Origin of the sequence: Streptomyces rectiviolaceus (assembly GCF_039533825.1) — a bacterium.
Lineage (GTDB): Bacteria > Actinomycetota > Actinomycetes > Streptomycetales > Streptomycetaceae > Streptomyces > Streptomyces rectiviolaceus.
The window spans coordinates 19,468-38,086 of record NZ_BAAAUG010000121.1; the positions used below are offsets into that span (position 1 = coordinate 19,468).

At 69.5% G+C, this 18,619-nt stretch carries 12 protein-coding genes; 4 read left to right on the forward strand and 8 right to left on the reverse strand.

All coding sequences use genetic code 11. From position 1 onward, the window contains the following. Positions 1 to 69: 69 nt before the first annotated feature. Positions 70 to 5,016: an NAD-glutamate dehydrogenase gene (locus ABD378_RS29840; RefSeq protein ID WP_344525760.1), complete on the reverse strand. Its 4,947-nt coding sequence runs from the start codon at positions 5,014 to 5,016 to the stop codon at positions 70 to 72. 534 nt (positions 5,017 to 5,550) lie between these two features. Between ABD378_RS29840 and ABD378_RS29845 the strand changes: the two genes are divergently transcribed. Beyond that, positions 5,551 to 6,117 carry a DJ-1/PfpI family protein gene (locus ABD378_RS29845; RefSeq protein WP_344525762.1) on the forward strand — a complete coding sequence of 189 codons (567 nt, stop codon included), beginning with the start codon at positions 5,551 to 5,553 and terminating at the stop codon, positions 6,115 to 6,117. A gap of 293 nt (positions 6,118 to 6,410) precedes the next feature. Here ABD378_RS29845 and ABD378_RS29850 read toward each other — a convergent pair whose 3' ends face one another. The 3 genes from ABD378_RS29850 to ABD378_RS29860 all read right to left on the reverse strand — a co-directional run bounded on the left by ABD378_RS29850 (position 6,411) and on the right by ABD378_RS29860 (position 10,330). Then, entirely contained in the window at positions 6,411 to 8,738 is a 2,328-nt protein-coding gene (locus ABD378_RS29850; protein WP_344525764.1) for a LuxR C-terminal-related transcriptional regulator, read from the reverse strand. A 76-nt stretch (positions 8,739 to 8,814) separates the two neighbouring features. Further along, positions 8,815 to 9,492 (reverse strand): HAD family hydrolase, encoded by a 678-nt coding sequence (locus tag ABD378_RS29855; protein ID WP_344525766.1) that lies wholly within the window; start codon positions 9,490 to 9,492, stop codon positions 8,815 to 8,817. Positions 9,493 to 9,793: 301 nt separating this feature from the next. Then, positions 9,794 to 10,330 (reverse strand): DUF6912 family protein, encoded by a 537-nt coding sequence (locus ABD378_RS29860; RefSeq protein WP_344525768.1) that lies wholly within the window; start codon positions 10,328 to 10,330, stop codon positions 9,794 to 9,796. Positions 10,331 to 10,682: 352 nt separating this feature from the next. Here ABD378_RS29860 and ABD378_RS29865 point away from each other — a divergent pair, with 352 nt between their 5' ends. Then, positions 10,683 to 11,156 (forward strand): Rv3235 family protein, encoded by a 474-nt coding sequence (locus ABD378_RS29865; protein ID WP_344525770.1) that lies wholly within the window; start codon positions 10,683 to 10,685, stop codon positions 11,154 to 11,156. Positions 11,157 to 11,216: 60 nt separating this feature from the next. Here ABD378_RS29865 and secA read toward each other — a convergent pair whose 3' ends face one another. Then, a complete protein-coding gene (gene secA / locus ABD378_RS29870; RefSeq protein ID WP_344525772.1) occupies positions 11,217 to 14,060 on the reverse strand; it encodes a preprotein translocase subunit SecA in 2,844 nt (947 codons plus the stop codon). Between the two features lie 223 nt (positions 14,061 to 14,283). Here secA and ABD378_RS29875 point away from each other — a divergent pair, with 223 nt between their 5' ends. Further along, positions 14,284 to 14,868 carry a GNAT family N-acetyltransferase gene (locus tag ABD378_RS29875; RefSeq protein ID WP_344525774.1) on the forward strand — a complete coding sequence of 195 codons (585 nt, stop codon included), beginning with the start codon at positions 14,284 to 14,286 and terminating at the stop codon, positions 14,866 to 14,868. A 60-nt stretch (positions 14,869 to 14,928) separates the two neighbouring features. Further along, a complete protein-coding gene (locus tag ABD378_RS29880; RefSeq protein ID WP_344525776.1) occupies positions 14,929 to 16,116 on the forward strand; it encodes a winged helix-turn-helix domain-containing protein in 1,188 nt (395 codons plus the stop codon). A 34-nt stretch (positions 16,117 to 16,150) separates the two neighbouring features. Here ABD378_RS29880 and ABD378_RS29885 read toward each other — a convergent pair whose 3' ends face one another. The 3 genes from ABD378_RS29885 to ABD378_RS29895 form a co-directional block, all read right to left on the reverse strand. Beyond that, positions 16,151 to 16,894 carry a response regulator gene (locus ABD378_RS29885; RefSeq protein ID WP_344525778.1) on the reverse strand — a complete coding sequence of 248 codons (744 nt, stop codon included), beginning with the start codon at positions 16,892 to 16,894 and terminating at the stop codon, positions 16,151 to 16,153. A gap of 197 nt (positions 16,895 to 17,091) precedes the next feature. Next, on the reverse strand, positions 17,092 to 17,784 hold the full coding sequence (gene hpf / locus ABD378_RS29890) for a ribosome hibernation-promoting factor, HPF/YfiA family (protein ID WP_386544874.1): 693 nt from the start codon (positions 17,782 to 17,784) through the stop codon (positions 17,092 to 17,094). 315 nt (positions 17,785 to 18,099) lie between these two features. Continuing rightward, positions 18,100 to 18,619 (reverse strand): ComF family protein (locus ABD378_RS29895; RefSeq protein ID WP_425583888.1); only part of this gene is annotated, 520 nt, incomplete at its 5' end.

The window sequence follows — 18,619 nt, forward strand, 5'->3', positions numbered from 1 at the left end:
CGCAGAAGGGGGCGCCCCGAGCCATCAGGCCCGGAGCGCCCCCATCGGCGTACGACGGATGTGCGAGGACTACGAGTGGCTGCGCAGCAGCGTCCTCATCGTCCGCATGGCGACCGACAGGTTCGCCAGGTCGAACGCGTCCGAGCTCTGGATCTCGTCGAGCGTCGTCCGCGACCGGCTCAGGATCGCCGCGTTCTTCTCCTCCCAGGCCTTGAAGCGCTCCTCGGGAGTGTCCTCGCCGTTCCCTGCGGACAGCACATCGGCCGTCAGGGCGGCGTGCGCCGCGTACAGGTCCTCGCGGATCGACGCGCGCGCCATCGACTGCCAGCGGTCGGCCCGCGGCAGCTCGATGATGCGGTCCATGAGCTGGGTGATCCGCAGCCGGTCGGCGAGGTCGTAGTAGACCTCGGCGACGGCCATCGGCTCCTTGCCCGTGCGGTCGGCGATCGCCACGATGTCGAGCGACGGGAAGGCGGACGAGAACCCGGCGACGCGCTGGGCGAGTTCGTCGGGGACGCCCGCGCCCGTCAGCTCGTCGCGGATGCTCTGGTACCACTCCTGGTCGGAGCCGCGCAGCAGCTTCGGCAGCTCGGTCCAGACCTCGGCGACACCCTCGCTGAAGAAGCCGATGGTCTCGGCGAGCTGGAGCGGCTGCGGCCGGTTGTTGAGCAGCCAGCGCGTGCCGCGCTCGACGAGGCGGCGCGAGTGCAGCCGGACGCGGGTCTGGACGTCGGCCGCCACCACGTTGTCGAGCGCCTCGACCGCGTCCCAGACCTTGCTCAGGCCGAAGATCTCACGAGCCGCGAGCTGCGCCCGCACGATCTCCTCGAGCGAGGCCCCCGTCTCCTCACGGAGGCGGTGCAGGAAGGTCGAACCACCGGTGTTCACCGTGTCGTTGACGAGCACCGTGGTGACGATCTCGCGGCGCAGCGCGTGCCCGTCGACCTGCTCGGGGAACTTCTCCCGCAGGGCCTGCGGGAAGTACGCGTGAAGGAGACCGCGCAGGTACTCGTCGTCCGGGAGCGTCGTCTGGATCAGCTCGTCGGCCGCCGTGATCTTCGTGTACGCGAGGAGCACGGCGAGCTCGGGCTGGCTGAGCCCGCGGCCGGAGTTCAGGAGCTCACGGATCTGCCGGTCGGTCGGCAGGAACTCCAGGGCCCGGTCCAGGTGACCGTCGCGGCCCAGACGGCGCATGAAGCGCTGGTGGGCGTGGAGGAGGGACGGGGACTGGGCCACCGCGTTCGACAGGGCGGTGTTCTGCGCGTAGTTGTTGCGCAGGACCAGGGTCCCGACCTCGTCCGTCATCGCGGCGAGGAACTTGTTGCGCTGCTTGACGGTCATGTCGCCGTTCGCGACGACCGCGTTCAGCAGGATCTTGATGTTCACCTCGTGGTCGGAGGTGTCCACGCCCGCGCTGTTGTCGATGGCGTCGGTGTTGATGTGCCCGCCGGCGCGCGCGAACTCGATACGTCCCAGCTGGGTCAGACCGAGGTTGCCGCCCTCGCCGACGACCTTGACGCGCAGGTCGGCGCCGTTGACGCGGATCGCGTCGTTCGCCTTGTCGCCGACGTCGCTGTTCGACTCGGCCGACGACTTCACGTACGTACCGATGCCGCCGTTCCACAGCAGGTCGACCGGCGCCTGCAGGATCGCCTTCATCAGGTCGGCCGGGGTCATCTTGGCGACGCCCGTCTCGATGCCGAGTGCCTCGCGGATGTGGGCGTTCAGCTGGATCGCCTTGGCGCTGCGCGGGAAGATCCCGCCGCCGGCGGAGAGCAGCTCCTTGTTGTAGTCCGCCCAGGAGCTGCGCGGCAGCTCGAAGAGGCGGCGGCGCTCCGCGTACGAGGTCGCGGCGTCCGGCCTGGGGTCGATGACGATGTGCCGGTGGTCGAAGGCGGCCACCAGGCGGATGTGCTCGGAGAGCAGCATGCCGTTGCCGAACACGTCACCGGACATGTCACCGACGCCGACGACCGTGAAGTCCTCGGTCTGGGTGTCGGTGCCAAGCTCCCGGAAGTGCCGCTTGACGGACTCCCAGGCGCCGCGGGCGGTGATGCCCATGCCCTTGTGGTCGTATCCGGCGGAGCCGCCGGAGGCGAAGGCGTCACCGAGCCAGAAGTTGTAGGACTGGGCGACCTCGTTCGCGATGTCCGAGAACGTCGCGGTGCCCTTGTCCGCGGCGACCACGAGGTACGTGTCGTCCTCGTCGTGACGCACGACGTCGGCGGGCGGCACGACCTCACCGGCGACAAGATTGTCGGTGATGTCGAGCAGCGCCGAGATGAAGGTCTTGTAGCAGCGGACGCCCTCCGCCAGCCACGCGTCGCGGTCCACGGACGGGTCGGGCAGCTGCTTGGCGACGAAGCCGCCCTTGGCGCCGACCGGCACGATGACGGTGTTCTTCACCATCTGCGCCTTGACCAGGCCGAGGATCTCCGTACGGAAGTCCTCACGCCGGTCGGACCAGCGAAGGCCACCGCGGGCGACCTTGCCGAAGCGCAGGTGCACGCCCTCGACGCGCGGCGAGTACACCCAGATCTCGTACGCCGGACGCGGCGCCGGAAGGTCGGGGATGGCCTGCGGGTCGAACTTCATGGAGACGTAGTTGTGCGGACTGCCGCCGCCCGCCTCCTGGAAGAAGTTCGTGCGCAGCGTCGCCTTGATGACGGTGAGGAAGGACCGCAGGATCCGGTCCTCGTCGAGGGACGCGACCTGGTCGAGCGCGCCGTCCAGCTCCTCAAGGAGCCCGTCGGTCAGCTCGGTCCCTGCGCGCTGGCGGTCCGGGGACATCCGCGCCTCGAAGAGCGAGACGAGGAGCCGGGTGGTGTGGACGTTGTTGCGGAGGGTGTCCTCCATGTAGTCCTGGCTGAAGGTGGAGCCCGCCTGGCGCAGGTACTTGGCGTAGGCGCGAAGCACCATCGCCTGGCGCCAGTTGAGCCCGGCCCGCAGGACGAGCGAGTTGAAGCCGTCGACCTCGGCCTCGCCCGTCCAGGCTGCGGAGAACGCCTCCTGGAAGCGCTCGCGGCCGTCGTCGCCCAAGTAGTCGCCGTTGCCGTTCTGGGACTTGGGCAGGCGCAGACCGAAGTCGTAGATCCACGCGTTGCTGCGGTCCGTGCAGCGCAGCTCGTAGGGACGCTCGTCGGTGACCTCGACGCCCAGGCGCTGAAGGACCGGCAGGACCGCGGAGAGCGAGACCTGCTCGCCGGAGCGGTAGATCTTGAAGCGGCGCTCACCGGGGGCGGCGCCCACCGGCTCGTACAGGCTGAGCGCGAAGTCCTTGCCGCCTTGCTTCAGCTGCTCCAGGTGCACCAGGTCGGCCACGGCCGCACGCGGCGTGTGGTCGGCCTTGTAGCCCTCGGGGAAGGCGCCCGAGTAGCGGCGGAGCAGCTCGGCGGCGCGCTCCTCGCCGCACTCGGCGGTCAGCGCCTCGCCGAAGCCGTCGGCCCAGGAGCGGGCGGCCTCGACGAGCCGTGCCTCGATGCGGTCGGTGTCGGCGTCGGTGAGCTGCGGGAGCCCGCCGCCCGGCGCGACCCGGACCACGAAGTGCAGCCGGGAGAGGATCGACTCCGTGTTCCAGGCGGTGAAGTCGACGCTGGTGCCGCCGAGCTCCTCCTTGAGGATGTCGATGATCCGCAGGCGCACACCGGTGGTGTAGCGGTCACGCGGCAGGTAGACGAGGGCGGAGTAGTAGCGGCCGTACTCGTCCTTGCGCAGGTAGAGCCGCAGCCGGCGGCGCTCCTGGAGGTACAGCACGGACGTGACGATGGCGCGCAGCTCGTCGGGCGGGGTCTGGAAGAGCTCGTCGCGCGGGTACGTCTCCAGGATCTGCAGCAGGTCGCGGCCGTCGTGGCTGTTGGGCGAGAAGCCCGCGCCCTTGAGGACTTCCTGGACCTTGCGGCGGATGACCGGCACACGGCGCACGGACTCGGTGTACGCGGCGGACGAGAAGAGCCCGAGGAAGCGGCGCTCGCCGACGACACTGCCCTCGGCGTCGAACTTCTTCACGCCGACGTAGTCGAGGTAGCTCGGCCGGTGCACGGTGGCGCGGCTGTTGGCCTTGGTCAGCACGAGCAGCTTGTGCTCGCGGGCCTTCGCGCGCGCGTCCGCGGGCAGCCGGCTGAAGGAGGGACTGACCGGATGGTCCTCCTCGCCCTCGTGCTTCGGGTCGGCGCGCAGGATGCCGAGGCCGGTGCCGGGCACGGCGGCGAGCGAGTCGTCCTCCGTCAGGTCGTACTCACGGAAGCCGAGGAAGGTGAAGTGGTTGTCGGCGAGCCAGCGAAGGAGCTCGCGGGCCTCCTCGACCTCCTGGTCGCGCAGATCGTCGGCGGTCGGCTCGGTGGGAAGCTCATCGGCGATGCGCAGCGCGGCGTCGCGCATCTTCTCCCAGTCCTCGACCGTCTCGCGTACGTCGGAGAGGATCCGGAGCAGATCGGCGGTGATCTGCTTCAGGTCCGCGCGGTCGGTCTCGCGGTCCATCTCGACGTGGATCCAGGACTCGGTGACCGCGTCGTGCGGACGCTCGGTACCGGGGTCGGTGAGGACTTCGAGCAGCTTGCCTGTCAGGTCACGTCGTACGACGACCTGGGGGTGGATGACGACATGGATGCCGCGACCCTGCCGCGAAAGCTCATTGGTGACCGAATCGACCAGGAAAGGCATGTCGTCGGTGACCACCTCGACGACGGAGTGGCTGCACGTCCAGCCGTTCTCCTCGACGGTCGGGGTGTGCACACGGACGTTGGCCGTGCCCTGCGGGCGGTTCTCGGCAAGACGGTAGTGCGAGAAGGCTGCTCCGAAGACGTCGACCGGGTCACGGTCGGCAAGGTCCTCCGGGGCGGTGTGCAGGTAGTAGCGCTGGAGGAACGCGAGGGCCGTGTCCTGGTCGGTCGTGGCCTCGTCGCCCTTCGACCCGGTCGGAGCCCCATTCGGTAGGCGCCCCCCGACCGGGCTGTTCTCAGCTACCCGGGCCGCCCGTGTGAGCAGCTCGGCTTTGGCTTCGTCCAGCTTGGTCTGCATTGTCCTCTGACTCCTGTCGCGCGCCGTTGCGTGACGTAGAAGGAAGTGATCCGACGTAACGCCGCGACGCGGGGTCTCCGGTCGAAGTCGACGTTATGCCGCGGTGAGAGATGAGCGGGCGGTTATCCGCCATTTTCAGCGGTTTCGCTGACCGATGGCTGGGATGATCTGGCTGGCCGCACCGCGAAGAAGCGTCAGCGACGCCCCGGGCACGGATGTCCTCCGTGTTCCCCGGGCGCAGGGCGGGGGCGTACACGCCCCCGCGGGATATCGCGCTGATCACGGGTCAAGGCTATCGCCCTCCACCCGGGAGCCGTCATGAGCCGTATGTGTACAAAAGCAGGGGTGGAACTTTGACACTCTGCACAGAGACTTTCGCGCCATCTGTCGGTGATGGGCGCTCTCTCCGGACCGGTGGGCCCTCTTGGCAAACCGGACGGGCGGATGCACGTTGAGCGGGACGGACGGACAGCGCGCGACGGACGGACCCGGTCCACGGACGACGGTCCGCCCACGATTGGGGAGCGAGCACCGATGGCAGCCAAGATCCTGATAGTGACCGGCGACGCGGCGGAGTCCCTGGAGGTCCTGTACCCCTTCCAGCGGCTGCGCGAGGAGGGGTACGACGTACACATCGCCGCCCCCGCCCGCAAGAAGCTGCAGTTCGTGGTGCACGACTTCGAGCCGGGCTTCGACACGTACACGGAGAAGCCGGGCTACACCTGGCCCGCGGACCTGGCCTTCTCCGAGGTGGACCCCGGCCAGTACGTGGCCCTGGTGATCCCGGGCGGCCGGGCCCCGGAGTATCTGCGCAACGACCCCGAGCTCCGCAAGATCCTCAAGTCCTTCTTCGACTCGGACAAGCCGGTCGCGCAGATCTGCCACGGCCCGCTCCTGACGGCGGCGATCGGCGGCCTGAGCGGCCGCAGGGTCACGGCGTACCCGGCCCTGGAGCTGGACATGCAGACGGCGGGCGCGACGTTCAAGGACGCGGAGGTCGTGGTCGACGGCACGCTTGTCTCGGCCCGCGCCTGGCCGGACCACTCGGGCTGGATGAGGGAGTTCCTGACGGTGCTGCGGGCGAAGGCGCCCGTGACGTGACGCAGGGCCGGTACGTATACCGATCAAGCCGGGGCGCCGGAAATGCGTATACGGCTCCGGGCCCGTACCGATGCAGTGCGCCCGTTTGAGCCGTCAGGCTGTTGCCCGTGCCGCTTTCCGGTCGGACCGGGCGGGCGGAGCGCTGGGCAGTGAATGGTCAGCTCCCCCACATCTGTCGTGCAAACGGCGCTCCGGGCACACATGGTGCCTGCCCTCGTCGGCGAGGGCAGGCACGGTGCGCTTACGGCTGCGTTCGCGGCTGCGGCAGCGGCTGCGGGAGACGGCGCCGCACGTCAGGCACCCGAGGGCCCCTGCCCGGCGACCGAAGCGATCTCCGTCCGGGAGGAAACCCCCAGCTTCGCCAGAATGTGCTCCACGTGCGCATCGGCGGTCCGCTTGGAAATCACCAGCCGCTCAGCGATCTCCCGGTTGGAAAGCCCCTGGGCGACCAACGCGGCCACCTCCCGCTCCCGCCGCGTCAGCACATCGAGCCCGGCAGCCCCACCGGCACCCCCGCCCGCACCCCGCGGCGGCGGCACCGCACTCGGCCGGTCCGCGTCGGCCTGCGCCGCAGCCACCGCCTCCCGCATGGACAGCCGCTCACCCTCCCCGTACCACCGGGCGAAGGCCTGCTCGCCCAGCGCATCCGCGACCTGCTCGCGCACCCCCGCGTGCAGCCCCCGCAGCGTCGGGAACATCCCGAACGTGTCCCCGGTCCGGCTCCGCGCCGCCTCCACGTAACCGAGGAGCCAGGCGGCCCTGATCCACCGCTCCTCCTGGGCCGCCGCCCAGGAGAGGCCCGCACAGCACAGCCTCGCGGCCAGCGCCTCGCCGATCCGCGCGACGGAGTCCAGCGCCTGCCGCAGCGTCTGCGCGCTCTCCTTGCCGCGCCCCGCCAACCAGAGGGAGACGCCCTTCACCATGAGCGTCGCGCCGCGCAGATACCGCTCGCCCTCGAAGTGCGCGAGATGCGCCAACGCCTCGTCGCACAGTTCGAGGGCGTACGCGGGATCCCCGAGCGCGGCCCTGACGGCCGCCTCCTCATGGCAGAGCAGCGCCGCACGCGCCGGGTCACCGATCTCGACGAGCCGCACCCTGGCCCGCTCCATCGCCGCCAGGGCCTCGGCCGGGTCACCTGATCCCGTACTCGCCGCCAGAATGGTCCGGGTGCCCGCCAGTTCCGCCTCGGCCATCTCCGCGACGTCCTCGTCCCCGACGCGCCGCGCGACTCCGACCGCCTCGGTGAGCCGCCCCAATGCGGCCCCGGGATCACCCAGCCACAGGCAGAACTCACCGGTCCGGTGCAGCCCCGCCGCCCGCTCCGAGGTGTCGTCGGGCGCAGCCCGCAGCCCCTTGTCGATCCAGTACTCCCCCTCGGACATGGCCCCCACGGCCCGCCAGTGCGGCCAGAGCCGGGTCGCGAGCAGCAGCCCGTCGCGCTCCAGGCCCGGTGTCCCGTACGCGTACTCCAGCGCGGCCCGCACATCGTGCTCGGCATCCCGCGCCGCCGCGTGCAACGCCACCTGCTCCGCGCTCAGGAACCGCTCCTCGAAGCGCCGCCCCAGCTCCCCGTAGTACGTGAAGTGCCGCTGCCGCGCCTCGTCCGTGCCGCCCTCCGCCGCGAGCCGCTCGGCGCCGTACTCCCTGATGGTGTCGAGCAGCCGGTAGGTGTCCCCTGTCCCCCGCTGCACCACCGACTTGTCCACGAGCCCGATCAGATGCTCGATGACCTCGCAGGCGGGCAACGCGTCACCGCCCGCACAGACCTGATCGGCGGCCGCGAGGTCGAAGGTCCCCGCGAACACCGAGAGCCTGGCCCACACCACGCGCTCGGGCTCCGTGCACAGCTCGTAGGACCAGTCGATCGCCGTACGCAGCGTCTGGTGCCGCGTGAGCGCGGTCCGCCGCCCGCCGGTGAGCACCCGGAAACGGGCGTCGAGCCGCGCGGCGAGCTGCTCCAGAGGCACCGCACGCAACCGCACGGCGGCAAGCTCGAGCGCGAGCGGAATGCCGTCGAGCCGGCGCACCAGCGAGCCCAGCAGCTCCCGATTGCCCTCGCTCACGGCGAACCCCGGCACCACGGCACCGGCCCGCTGCACGAACAGCTCCACGGCCTCGGCCCCGCCCAACGGCTGCAGGGGCCAGCAGCTCTCGCCCGGCACATCGAGCGGCTGCCTGCTGGTGGCGAGGACACTGATCCCCGGCGCCTCCCTGAGCAGCACGTCGGCGAGCATGGCGCAGGCGTCGACCAGATGCTCACACGTATCAAGAACGATCAGCGCCCGCCGCTGCTGCAAGAAATCCACCACAGCGTCAAGCGGCTGCACGCCGGTCTGCTCGGGCAGTCCGAGCACAGTGGCCAAGGTCCCCGGCAGCAACTCCGGATCCCGCAGCGCGGACAGCTCGGCGAGCCAGACCCCGTCGGGAAACCGCTCGGCGGCCTCCGCGGCCACCCGCAGCGCCACCCGGGTCTTGCCGACACCCCCAGGCCCTACGACGGTCACCAAGCGGGACTGCCCAAACGCGCGCCCCAAGGCGGCGACATCCTCACCGCGCCCCACGAAGCTGGTGATCTCAGCGGGTAACCGACCACTCCTGCGCTGCCCGAAGCCGAACCCCATATCGCCCCCGCTACGCCCGCACCGGAACCATCCCACCCAGCGTACGCACCCGGCAGCACACGGTAAGCCGCTTCAGCTAAGCGGCCAGCCGCTCGGCCACCTCCACGGCCTCGCCAAGACTGTCGACCACAGGAACCCCGACCCCAACAGCTTCCAGACTGGCCCTGCTGTGCGACCCCCCGGTATAAAGCACGGCCTGCGCCCCCACATGCGCCGCGGCGACCGCATCATCAACAGCGTCCCCAATAACAACAACACGCTCAGCACCCGCAACCCCTTCCAGAGCCGCCAGATGCCGCACCATCCGCTCGGCCTTGCCGGCGTGCGAGGTGTCCATGCGCCCGTCGATGCGCACGAAGTGCTCCTCGATCCCGTGCCGCCGCACGATCGGCACGAGGTGCTCGTGCGGCGCGAGCGAGAGCAACGACTGCGTACGCCCCGCTGCCCGCCGCTCGGCGAGCAACTCAGCGGCCCCATCGGCAAGCCCGCAAGCCGCGGCCCGCGCCCAGTAGTGCTTATGGAAAACGGCGTCCATGACCTGCCACTCGGCATCCGTGGGCAACCGCCCCATCAGCCGCTCGTAAAAGAGCGGGACAGGCACGCAATACAGATCGCGATACCGCTCGAGCGTGATCGGCTCGAGCCCGATCTCCGCGAACGAGGCGTTGGTCGAATCGATGACGGCATGAATGTCATGCAGGAGCGTCCCGTTCCAGTCCCACACGATGTGCGCCCCGCGCTGCAGCTTCCCCATAGCCAAACGGTACCCGCGCCCACCAAGGCCTCACCACGCCCGATCGAAAGACCACGACCGAGAGCCTGCAGACCAGACCCAAAGCACCGAACCGAGCCGCAGCCCCACGTACCCGCAGTCGGCAGCGCACCCGAGGGGACGTGCCGGTATGTCCGCCCGGAGCACGGTTCCTGTCGCTCCGGGACCGAAGTAGCCCCGCGGCCACCGGACGATAGCGAGGACGGACATACCGGTGCGGCCCCGCCCCCACAGACAGACCAGCCCCGCGGCCCGCGGCCCGCCCAAGCCCCGCAGGGCCCCCTCAGCCGATCAGCCCAGGAATCTCCTGCGTGGCGAACCACAGCAGCTCATGGTCCTCGACCCCGTCCACGATGAACCGCGCATCATCGTCCCCCTGATCCGCAGCCCCCAGAGCATCCACCCCCGCAGCAACATCCCCCTCCGCGTCCTCCGCGTCCACATGCACGGCGGCAACCTTCTTCAGCCCCAACACCCCGGCGACCCGAACCTCACCGAGCCCAGCACCAGCACCAGCACCAGCACCAGCCGCATCCGGCTCCAGCTCAAGCCCCCCATCCGGCACATCCGCAGCCAGCACGACCCGCCGCCGAGCCACCCCCGCATCACCGGCGATCAACCGCAGCGAAGCAGCCGCGGCCCGGTTCAGGGCGGCGTACTCCAGCTCCTCGATGTCGTCCGAGACGTACCACTCCCGCAACGCAGGAGTCACGGCATAAGCGATCAGCGACCCCTGCTCCGACCCCGGCCCAAGCCCCAGCTCGCCCGCCTCATACGCCTCGGCGAGACGCCTCAGGGTCAGGGGAACGTAGACACGCATGACGGCCCGCTTTCACAGTCGGAAGCTCAGATTCTGAAGGCACCTGAAGCCCCAGAACAGGCCCCAGAATACGTGCGGGCGTCCCCCTTCGAGCTGCGCCCCACACCCACCCCCCACGTCACCCGCAACGCCCACCCTTCACCCGGCCCACCCCAACGCCCCCAAGGAACACGGCACCCCCGGCCACCCAGATAGGTGACTCCGCCACCCCCCGCCCCCACACCCCGCGGCCCCTTGCGACCCCCGCCACCGCCCCCGTACAAGATCTCCGACAGAAGTTACTCCCCGGTACCTGTACCCCAGTACCCCAGTACCCCAGGACCCGGGACAGCGAAGCCGGAGGCGACACGGCATGCACAAGGTAATGACCAGGCCCCGCCCCCGCCCGGTACCCACCCGCCCACCGGGCCGCACAGACCACCGCCGCACAGACCCCCGCCGCCCCGCGGCCACAACGGCAGCCCGCCCACCGACACGCCCCCTCAGGACCCCGCCCCAGCCCCCACCGCACCCCACAGAGCTCTTCACCGAACGCCTGCTCCTGGTCCTCAGCGGCCAGAAGCCGGTCCACTGGGCGGCCCGCCACATCGCCCACACCGCCTTCGACGACCTGACCCGCCTCGCCGAACTCGCCCCCCTCAACGTGAACGGCCGACGCCCCACGATCCACCGGATCGGCCACTACGAACCCCGCCCCGGGGTCTACGAGGTCTTCGCGAGGATCGGCACGGGCCCGGCCCTCAGGGCCCTGGCGTTCCGGCTGCACCTGGGCGAGGACCAGCGATGGCGCTGCACGGCGGTAGAGGTAGGCGCTCCACCCCCATGACAACGTGAGGGGCCGGGCACCCACGGCGCCCGGCCCCTCACACAACAACGTCACATCACGTCACTTCTTACGGCGACGCCCACCCTTCTGAGCCTTACGCCGCTCAGCACGCGTCATCCCGTCCGACTCGGACCGCACACCCGCGTCCTCGGTCTCGAAGTCCCCCTCGTCGACCCCACCCTCGGCGTTCGGCGCCTGGAAGTGGAGACGGTCGGGCCGCTGCGGGGCGTCGAGCCCCTTGGCGCGGATCTCGGGACGCCCGCCACCGGCGGGAACGGCGTCCTTCTTGTCCAGGGAAGTGCCGCCCTCTGCCGCGTCCGACACCGGAACCTCCTCGACCTGCTGCTCGACCTGGACCTCCAGGTTGAACAGGTAGCCGACGGACTCTTCCTTGATGCCGTCCATCATGGCGTTGAACATGTCGAAGCCCTCGCGCTGGTACTCGACCAGCGGGTCCTTCTGCGCCATGGCACGGAGGCCGATGCCCTCCTGGAGGTAGTCCATCTCGTAGAGGTGCTCGCGCCACTTGCGGTCGAGCACCGAGAGAACGACCCGCCGCTCGAGCTCACGCATGATCTCGGAGCCGAGCTGCTCCTCACGCGTCTCGTACTGCTGGTGGATGTCGTCCTTGATGGCCTCGGAGATGAACTCGGCGGTCAGACCCGCGCGGTCACCCGCGTCCTCCTCCAGCTCCTCGATGGTGACCTTCACCGGGTAGAGCTGCTTGAAGGCGCCCCACAGCCGGTCCAGGTCCCACTCCTCGGCGAAGCCCTCCGCGGTCTCCGCCGCGATGTACGCCTCGATCGTGTCGTCCATGAAGTGCGTGACCTGGTCCTGGAGGTTCTCGCCCTCCAGGACGCGGCGACGCTCGCCGTAGATGACCTCGCGCTGGCGGTTGAGGACCTCGTCGTACTTCAGGACGTTCTTGCGCGTCTCGAAGTTCTGCTGCTCGACCTGCGACTGGGCGGACGCGATCGCGCGCGTCACCATCTTGTTCTCGATCGGCACGTCGTCCGGGACGTTCGCCATGGCCATCACGCGCTCGACCATCTGCGCCTTGAAGAGGCGCATCAGGTCGTCGCCCAGCGAGAGGTAGAAGCGGGACTCGCCCGGGTCGCCCTGACGGCCGGAACGGCCACGCAGCTGGTTGTCGATGCGGCGCGACTCGTGCCGCTCCGTGCCGAGCACGTAGAGCCCGCCGAGGTCCACGACCTCCTCGAACTCCGTCTTGACGGCCCGCTCGGCCTTCTCCATGGCGGCGGGCAGCGCGGCCGCCCACTCCTCGACGTGCTCGACGGGGTCGAGGCCGCGCTGGCGCAGCTCCGCCTCGGCGAGGTCGTCGGGGTTGCCGCCGAGCTTGATGTCGGTGCCTCGTCCGGCCATGTTCGTGGCGACGGTGACGGCGCCCTTGCGGCCGGCCTGGGCGATGATCGGCGCCTCACGGTCGTGCTGCTTCGCGTTCAGCACTTCGTGCTGGACGCCGCGCTTGGAGAGCTGCTGGGAGAGGTACTCCGACTTCTCCACGGAGGTCGTGCCGACCAGGATCGGCTGGCCGCGGTCGTGCTTCTCGGCGATGTCGTCGACCACCGCGGCGAACTTCGCGACCTCGGTGCGGTAGATCAGGTCCGACTGGTCGGCGCGGACCATGGGCCGGTTCGTCGGGATCGGCACGACGCCCAGCTTGTAGATCTGGTGGAACTCGGCGGCTTCGGTCATGGCCGTACCGGTCATGCCGCAGAGGCCTGAGACTTCCTTGCCCTCGTGGTCATGGCGCTTGTAGAGCCGGAAGAAGTTCTGGAGGGTGATCGTGGCCAAGGTCTGGTTCTCGTCCTTGATGTCCACCCCTTCCTTCGCCTCGATCGCCTGGTGCATGCCCTCGTTGTAGCGGCGGCCGGCGAGGATACGGCCGGTGTGCTCGTCGACGATCATGACTTCGCCGTCGATGACGACGTAGTCCTTGTCCTTCTTGAAGAGTTCCTTGGCCTTGATGGCGTTGTTGAGGTAACCCACGAGCGGGGTGTTCACCGACTCGTACAGGTTGTCGATGCCCAGCCAGTCCTCGACCTTGGCGACACCGGACTCGTGGATGGCGACGGTGCGCTTCTTCTCGTCGACCTCGTAGTCCCCGGTCTCCTCGATGCCCTTCAGCTGGTTGCCGGGCTCGCCCTTGGTGAGGCGGGTGACCAACTTGGCGAAGTCGCCGTACCACTTGGTGGCCTGGTCGGCGGGACCGGAGATGATCAGCGGCGTACGGGCCTCGTCCACCAGGATCGAGTCGACCTCGTCGACGATCGCGAAGTTGTGGCCGCGCTGCACCAGTTCTTCCTTCGACCACGCCATGTTGTCGCGCAGGTAGTCGAATCCGAATTCGTTGTTCGTGCCGTACGTGATGTCGCTGGCGTACTGCTCGCGGCGCTGGGCCGGCGTCATGTTGGCGATGATGCAGCCGACGGACAGGCCCAGGAACTTGTGGACGCGGCCCATCATCTCGGAGTCGCGCTCGGCCAGATAGTCGTTGACCGTGATCAGGTGCACGCCCTTGCCCGACAGGGCGTTGAGGTACGCGGGAAGGGTGCCGACGAGCGTCTTGCCCTCACCGGTCTTCATCTCGGCCACATATCCGAGGTGCAGCGCGGCGCCGCCCATCATCTGGACGTCGTAGTGCCGCTGGCCGAGGACGCGCTTGGCGGCCTCGCGCACCGTGGCAAAGGCTTCGGGGAGGAGGTCGTCAAGGGTCTCGCCGTCGGCGTAACGCTCCTTGTACTCCTCGGTCAGCGCGCGCAGCTCGGCGTCGGAGAGGCTGACAAAGTCCTCTTCGATGGAGTTGACCTGGTCCGCGATGCGGTGCAGCTTGCGCAGGATCTTGCCTTCGCCTGCACGCATGATCTTCGAGAGGACGGACACGAGGGTTGGTCTCCTTGCCGGTCGGGCCTGGCATGGTCGGTTTACTCATAGGGCAACGGCCATCGTAAGCGAGGAGCGGGCCGCGCCGGGAGGTCTGCCGATACGTCAACGGGCGGGGGGCCTGGAAGGTGCCGGGTTGTGCCGATCAGCGCTCGGCGAAATGCCGGTGAAAGCTCGGCGAAAAGCACTGGTCTCCGGTCCCTCACCCCCGCAGAATCACCGGATGGAGCCCGTCACCCTCACCACCGAACGCCTGACACTGCGCACCTTCACGGCCGCCGACACGGACGAGACGTACGAAGCCTGCCAGGACGCCGACATCCAGCGCTGGACCACGATCCCCTCGCCGTACGCGCGCACGGACGCGGAGGGCTTCATCACCCGCATGGTGCCGGACGGCTGGCGCTACGACACGGAGTACACCTTCGCCGTACGTCCCCGGAGCGGCGGCCCCCTGATCGCCGCCGCCAGTCTGCACCACCCGCGGTCGGGCGCCTGGGAGGTCGGCTTCTGGACGGCGAAGGAGCACCGGGGCAGCGGCTACATGACGGAGATCGTCCTCGCCCTGGCCAGGTGGGCCTTCACCGACCTGGGCTGCACCCGCCTTGAGTGGCGCGCCGAGGTCGGCAACACGGCATCGCGCGCGGTGGTGGAGAAGACGGGCTTCACCTTCGAGGGCACCCTGCGTGGCGCCCTGCTCAACAAGTCCACGCTCCGTGACTGCTGGGTGGGAGCCCTGCTCCCGAGCGACCTCGGCCTGGCGTCGAGCCGGCCGTACCTGCCCGCCAGGGACTCGGTCACGGACTGAGGTCTCCCCCAACGGCGCAGGCCACGGGTGTTGTCAGTGCCGCCCCCTATCGTTTCCGGCATGACGAGCCTGCCGAGCCCCGCCACCGATCTCTCCGCCGACGAGGCCCGCCGCATCGCGCTCCGCGCCCAGGGATTCCTGGGCGCCCCGGACCGCAGGTCCGGTGTGCGGGGCGTGCTGCGGCATCTCGGCGCGGTCCAGCTCGACACGATCTCGGTCCTCGCCCGCTCCCACGAGCTCATTCCGTACGCCCGCCTCGGTGCCGTGGGCCGCGACAGGATCGAGGCGGCGTACTGGGACGGGGCATCGGGCTCCGGCCCGGCCCGGCCGCGCGCCTTCGAGTACTGGTCGCACGCCGCCTGCATCCTGCCCATCGAGGAGTGGCCGCACTTCGCCTTCCGCCGCCGCGCGTACCGCACCCGCCCGCAATGGCACCACGACCTGCCGGACGGGGCGTACGACACGGTCATCAAGCAGCTCACCGTCGAAGGACCGCTCACCGCCACGGAGTTGGGCGGCGCGAAGAACAAGGGCGAGTGGTGGGACTGGTCGGACGCCAAGGTCGCCGTCGAGCGCGCGCTGATGTACGGCGAAGTGGTCTGCACGGAGCGCCGCAGCTGGAAGCGGGTGTACGACCTCGCGGAGCGCGCGATCCCGGACCCGCTGCTCCATGACGACCTGGACGACGCGGAGTGCCTGCGCCGCCTGGTCCGGCTGGCAGGACAGTCGCTCGGCGTCGGCACGCGCGCGGACATCGCGGACTACCACCGCCTCAAGGGCGAGCAGTTCGACGCGGTGGTCGCGGACTCGGGCCTGGTCCCGGTGACGGTGGAGGGCTGGGACAAGCCCGCCTGGGCCGACCCCGAGGCCCTGGCGACGGCCCCGCGCGGCCGCCACCGCACGACGCTCCTGTCGCCCTTCGACTCCCTGATCTGGGAGCGGGCCCGCACGGAACGGATCTTCGGCTTCACCCACCGCCTGGAGGCGTACGTCCCCAAGCCGAAGCGAATCCACGGCTACTTCGCGATGCCGGTCCTGGCCGGGGGCCACCTGGTCGGCCGCGTGGACCCCGCCCGTGAGGGCAGCACGCTGGTCGCCAAGCAGGTGTCCCTCGACAGTCCCAAGTCCGTGCCCGCGGTGGCGCAGGCGCTGCGTGAAGCGGCGTCCTGGGTGAACTGCGACTCCGTACGGGTGGAGCGGGTGAACCGTCCCGAGCTGACCGCCGATCTGGTCCGCGCCCTGGGCTGAGGCCTGGGCTGAGCCCTGGCCGCGGGCTCGGGCCTCACCTGATCTCGAGGATCTTCTCCCGCATCGCGTACACCACCGCCTCCATCCTGGAGTGCAGCTGCAGCTTCTCCAGGATGTTGCGCACGTGGTTCTTCACGGTGTTCTCGGAAATGAACAACTCCTTCGCGATGTCGCGGTTGTTCATGCCCGTGGCCACCAGCTTCAGCACTTCCAGTTCGCGCTCGGTCAGTCGCGGCGCGGGCACCAGCCTGCGCTCGTCGGTGCGCTGGATCATCGACTTGAACTCGGTGAGCAGTTTCGACGCCATGGACGGGCTGATCTGCGACTGCCCGTCGGCCACCGCGCGAATCGCCGTGGCCACCTCGTCCGTGGAGATCTCCTTGAGGAGATAACCCGTGGCACCTGCCTTGATCGCGTCGTAGAGGTCGGCCTCCTCGTCGCTGATCGTCAGCATGATGATCTTGGCGCTGGGTGCGACCTCCTTGATGGAGGTGCACGCCTCGATGCCGCCGCGCTTGGGCATGCGTACGTCCATGAGGACGATGTCCGGCAGCAGGTCAGCGGCCTTGTCCACCGCCTCGGCGCCGTCGCCCGCCTCCCCGACCACCTGGATGTCCTCCTCGGCGGCGAGGACGATCTCCAGGCCCCGGCGGAAAAGCGCGTGGTCGTCCACCACAAGGACCCTGATGGGCTCCTTGCGCGGTGCGCCCGCGTCCGTGCCGGTGCCGATGCCGTCGTCGGCACCCGCATCCCGCATCGGTCCGAAGCTGTCCGCCATCGTTCCTCCCCCTGAAGGCCATGGCCCTTGTGCGTTGGCTGCCGCCAACCCGAGGCAGCAGCACACCGGTTGGCCGGCTCCGCCCATGATTTCATGCCCGGACGGCCGCGCGGTGCGCGCAGGGGTCGCACGATGGTGCCCCTGGGGGCGCACACGCGCTCCAGGGGCACCGTTTTCAGCCCTTCGTCCGACCGAGGTCAGCCACCGAGCGCACCGCCACCGCCGCCCAGCTCGGGCTGCGCGACCATGGGGTCGGTGTTGAGGCGGATGACGCCGTAGTCGTAGGCGTGGCGGCGGTAGACGACGCTCGGTTCCTTCGACTCCGAGTCGACGAACAAGTAGAAGTCGTGCCCGACGAGTTCCATCTCGTAGAGCGCCTGGTCCAGCGACATCGGGGCCGCCACGTGGCTCTTCTCGCGGACCACGAGCGGGCCTTCGCCCTGGATCTCCAGTGAGCCGATCCTCTTGACGGGCACGCCGTCCGGCTCTTCCTCACGTGCGACGGTGCCGTCTCCGTTGAGGTACGCCGCGTCCGGCACCCGCTCGGCCACTTCGGCGGCGGAGAGCCTGCCGTTGCCGCGCCGGTTGTGGCGCTTCTCGTGCTGCTTGCGCAGCCGTGCGTCCAGCTTGGCCGTGGCGAGGTCGAGCGCCGCGTACGGGTCAGTCGCCGAGGCCTCCGCGCGGATCACGGGTCCGCGCCCGCGGAGCGTGATCTCCACGCGGTCGGAACGGTCGGCCTGACGCGGGTTGGCCTCCTTGGACACCTCGACGTCCAGGCTGATCACCTTGGCGTCGAGCTTCTGGATCTTCTCCAGGTTCAGCTTCTCGGCCACGTGCTTGCGGAACCGCTCGGGCACTTCGGTCTTGCGGCCCTTGACGACGATGTCCACGCAGAACTCCGTTCCCGGATCGCCCCGCTTCGACGGCGGAGCATCTCCCTTTTGCACCAGACCCCGGTGACTCCCGGAGCCTCGGACTCGGTGACTTCCACCTCCTCCTCCCCCGCGAACAAGATCTCCACCCCGACCGGCCCGGGTGATTGCAGAAAACCCTGCGACCGGCATTCCGATATGCGAGGGACGGCGTCCGCCATTCCTCACAACCGAACATATCTCGCTCGGACGGATGTCGTCACCCTCTACCGCCGCATACCTCCATTCAGGTGTATTGGCCCTCTCACTACCTGCAACGATGCAAGTTCCCAGTCAGTTCCGGTTTATTGCGAAGGAATCCGGTGAGGAGGCGACAACAGCTGCGGTGATCCTGTTCTCGCACGTAATTTCACGGGCTGTTACCACCGCGCCTCGCCCTTTACTTTCCGTGTGTACGTCACGTATTGCGCGGGCCGCCTCCGCCAATGACGCGCCCGTGGTCATCAGGTCGTCCACGATCACGACCCGGCCGCCATCGGCAACGAGCCGCCCGCCACCCGCGGTCACCTCCAGAGCGCCCCGCAGATTCGCCTGCCGCTGCCGGGAGTTGAGCCCCGCCTGGTCGGCCACGGCACGCCGCTGGCGCAGCACGCAGAGCACCCGGGCCCGCGTCCCGCCCCGCCGCAGCTCACCCGCGGCGGCCAGCGCGATCCGCCGCACGGGATCGTGCCCACGCGCCCGCACGGCCCCGGGAGCCGACGGCACGGGCACGAGCAGTACCGCAGCGTCACCGTCCTGCGGCCCGGCACGCGCAAGCCCGGCACGCACCGCCCCGGCGAGCCCCGCGCCCAGC

Excerpts from the sequence above, each read along its gene's own strand:
- ABD378_RS29865 (WP_344525770.1), top strand. The coding sequence starts at position 10,683 with ATGCACAAGGTAATGACCAGGCCCCGCCCCCGCCCGGTACCCACCCGC.
- ABD378_RS29840 (WP_344525760.1), bottom strand. The coding sequence starts at position 5,016 with ATGCAGACCAAGCTGGACGAAGCCAAAGCCGAGCTGCTCACACGGGCG.
- ABD378_RS29880 (WP_344525776.1), top strand. The coding sequence starts at position 14,929 with ATGACGAGCCTGCCGAGCCCCGCCACCGATCTCTCCGCCGACGAGGCC.
- ABD378_RS29850 (WP_344525764.1), bottom strand. The coding sequence starts at position 8,738 with ATGGGGTTCGGCTTCGGGCAGCGCAGGAGTGGTCGGTTACCCGCTGAG.
- ABD378_RS29855 (WP_344525766.1), bottom strand. The coding sequence starts at position 9,492 with ATGGGGAAGCTGCAGCGCGGGGCGCACATCGTGTGGGACTGGAACGGG.
- ABD378_RS29845 (WP_344525762.1), top strand. The coding sequence starts at position 5,551 with ATGGCAGCCAAGATCCTGATAGTGACCGGCGACGCGGCGGAGTCCCTG.
- ABD378_RS29860 (WP_344525768.1), bottom strand. The coding sequence starts at position 10,330 with ATGCGTGTCTACGTTCCCCTGACCCTGAGGCGTCTCGCCGAGGCGTAT.
- ABD378_RS29875 (WP_344525774.1), top strand. The coding sequence starts at position 14,284 with ATGGAGCCCGTCACCCTCACCACCGAACGCCTGACACTGCGCACCTTC.
- ABD378_RS29885 (WP_344525778.1), bottom strand. The coding sequence starts at position 16,894 with ATGGCGGACAGCTTCGGACCGATGCGGGATGCGGGTGCCGACGACGGC.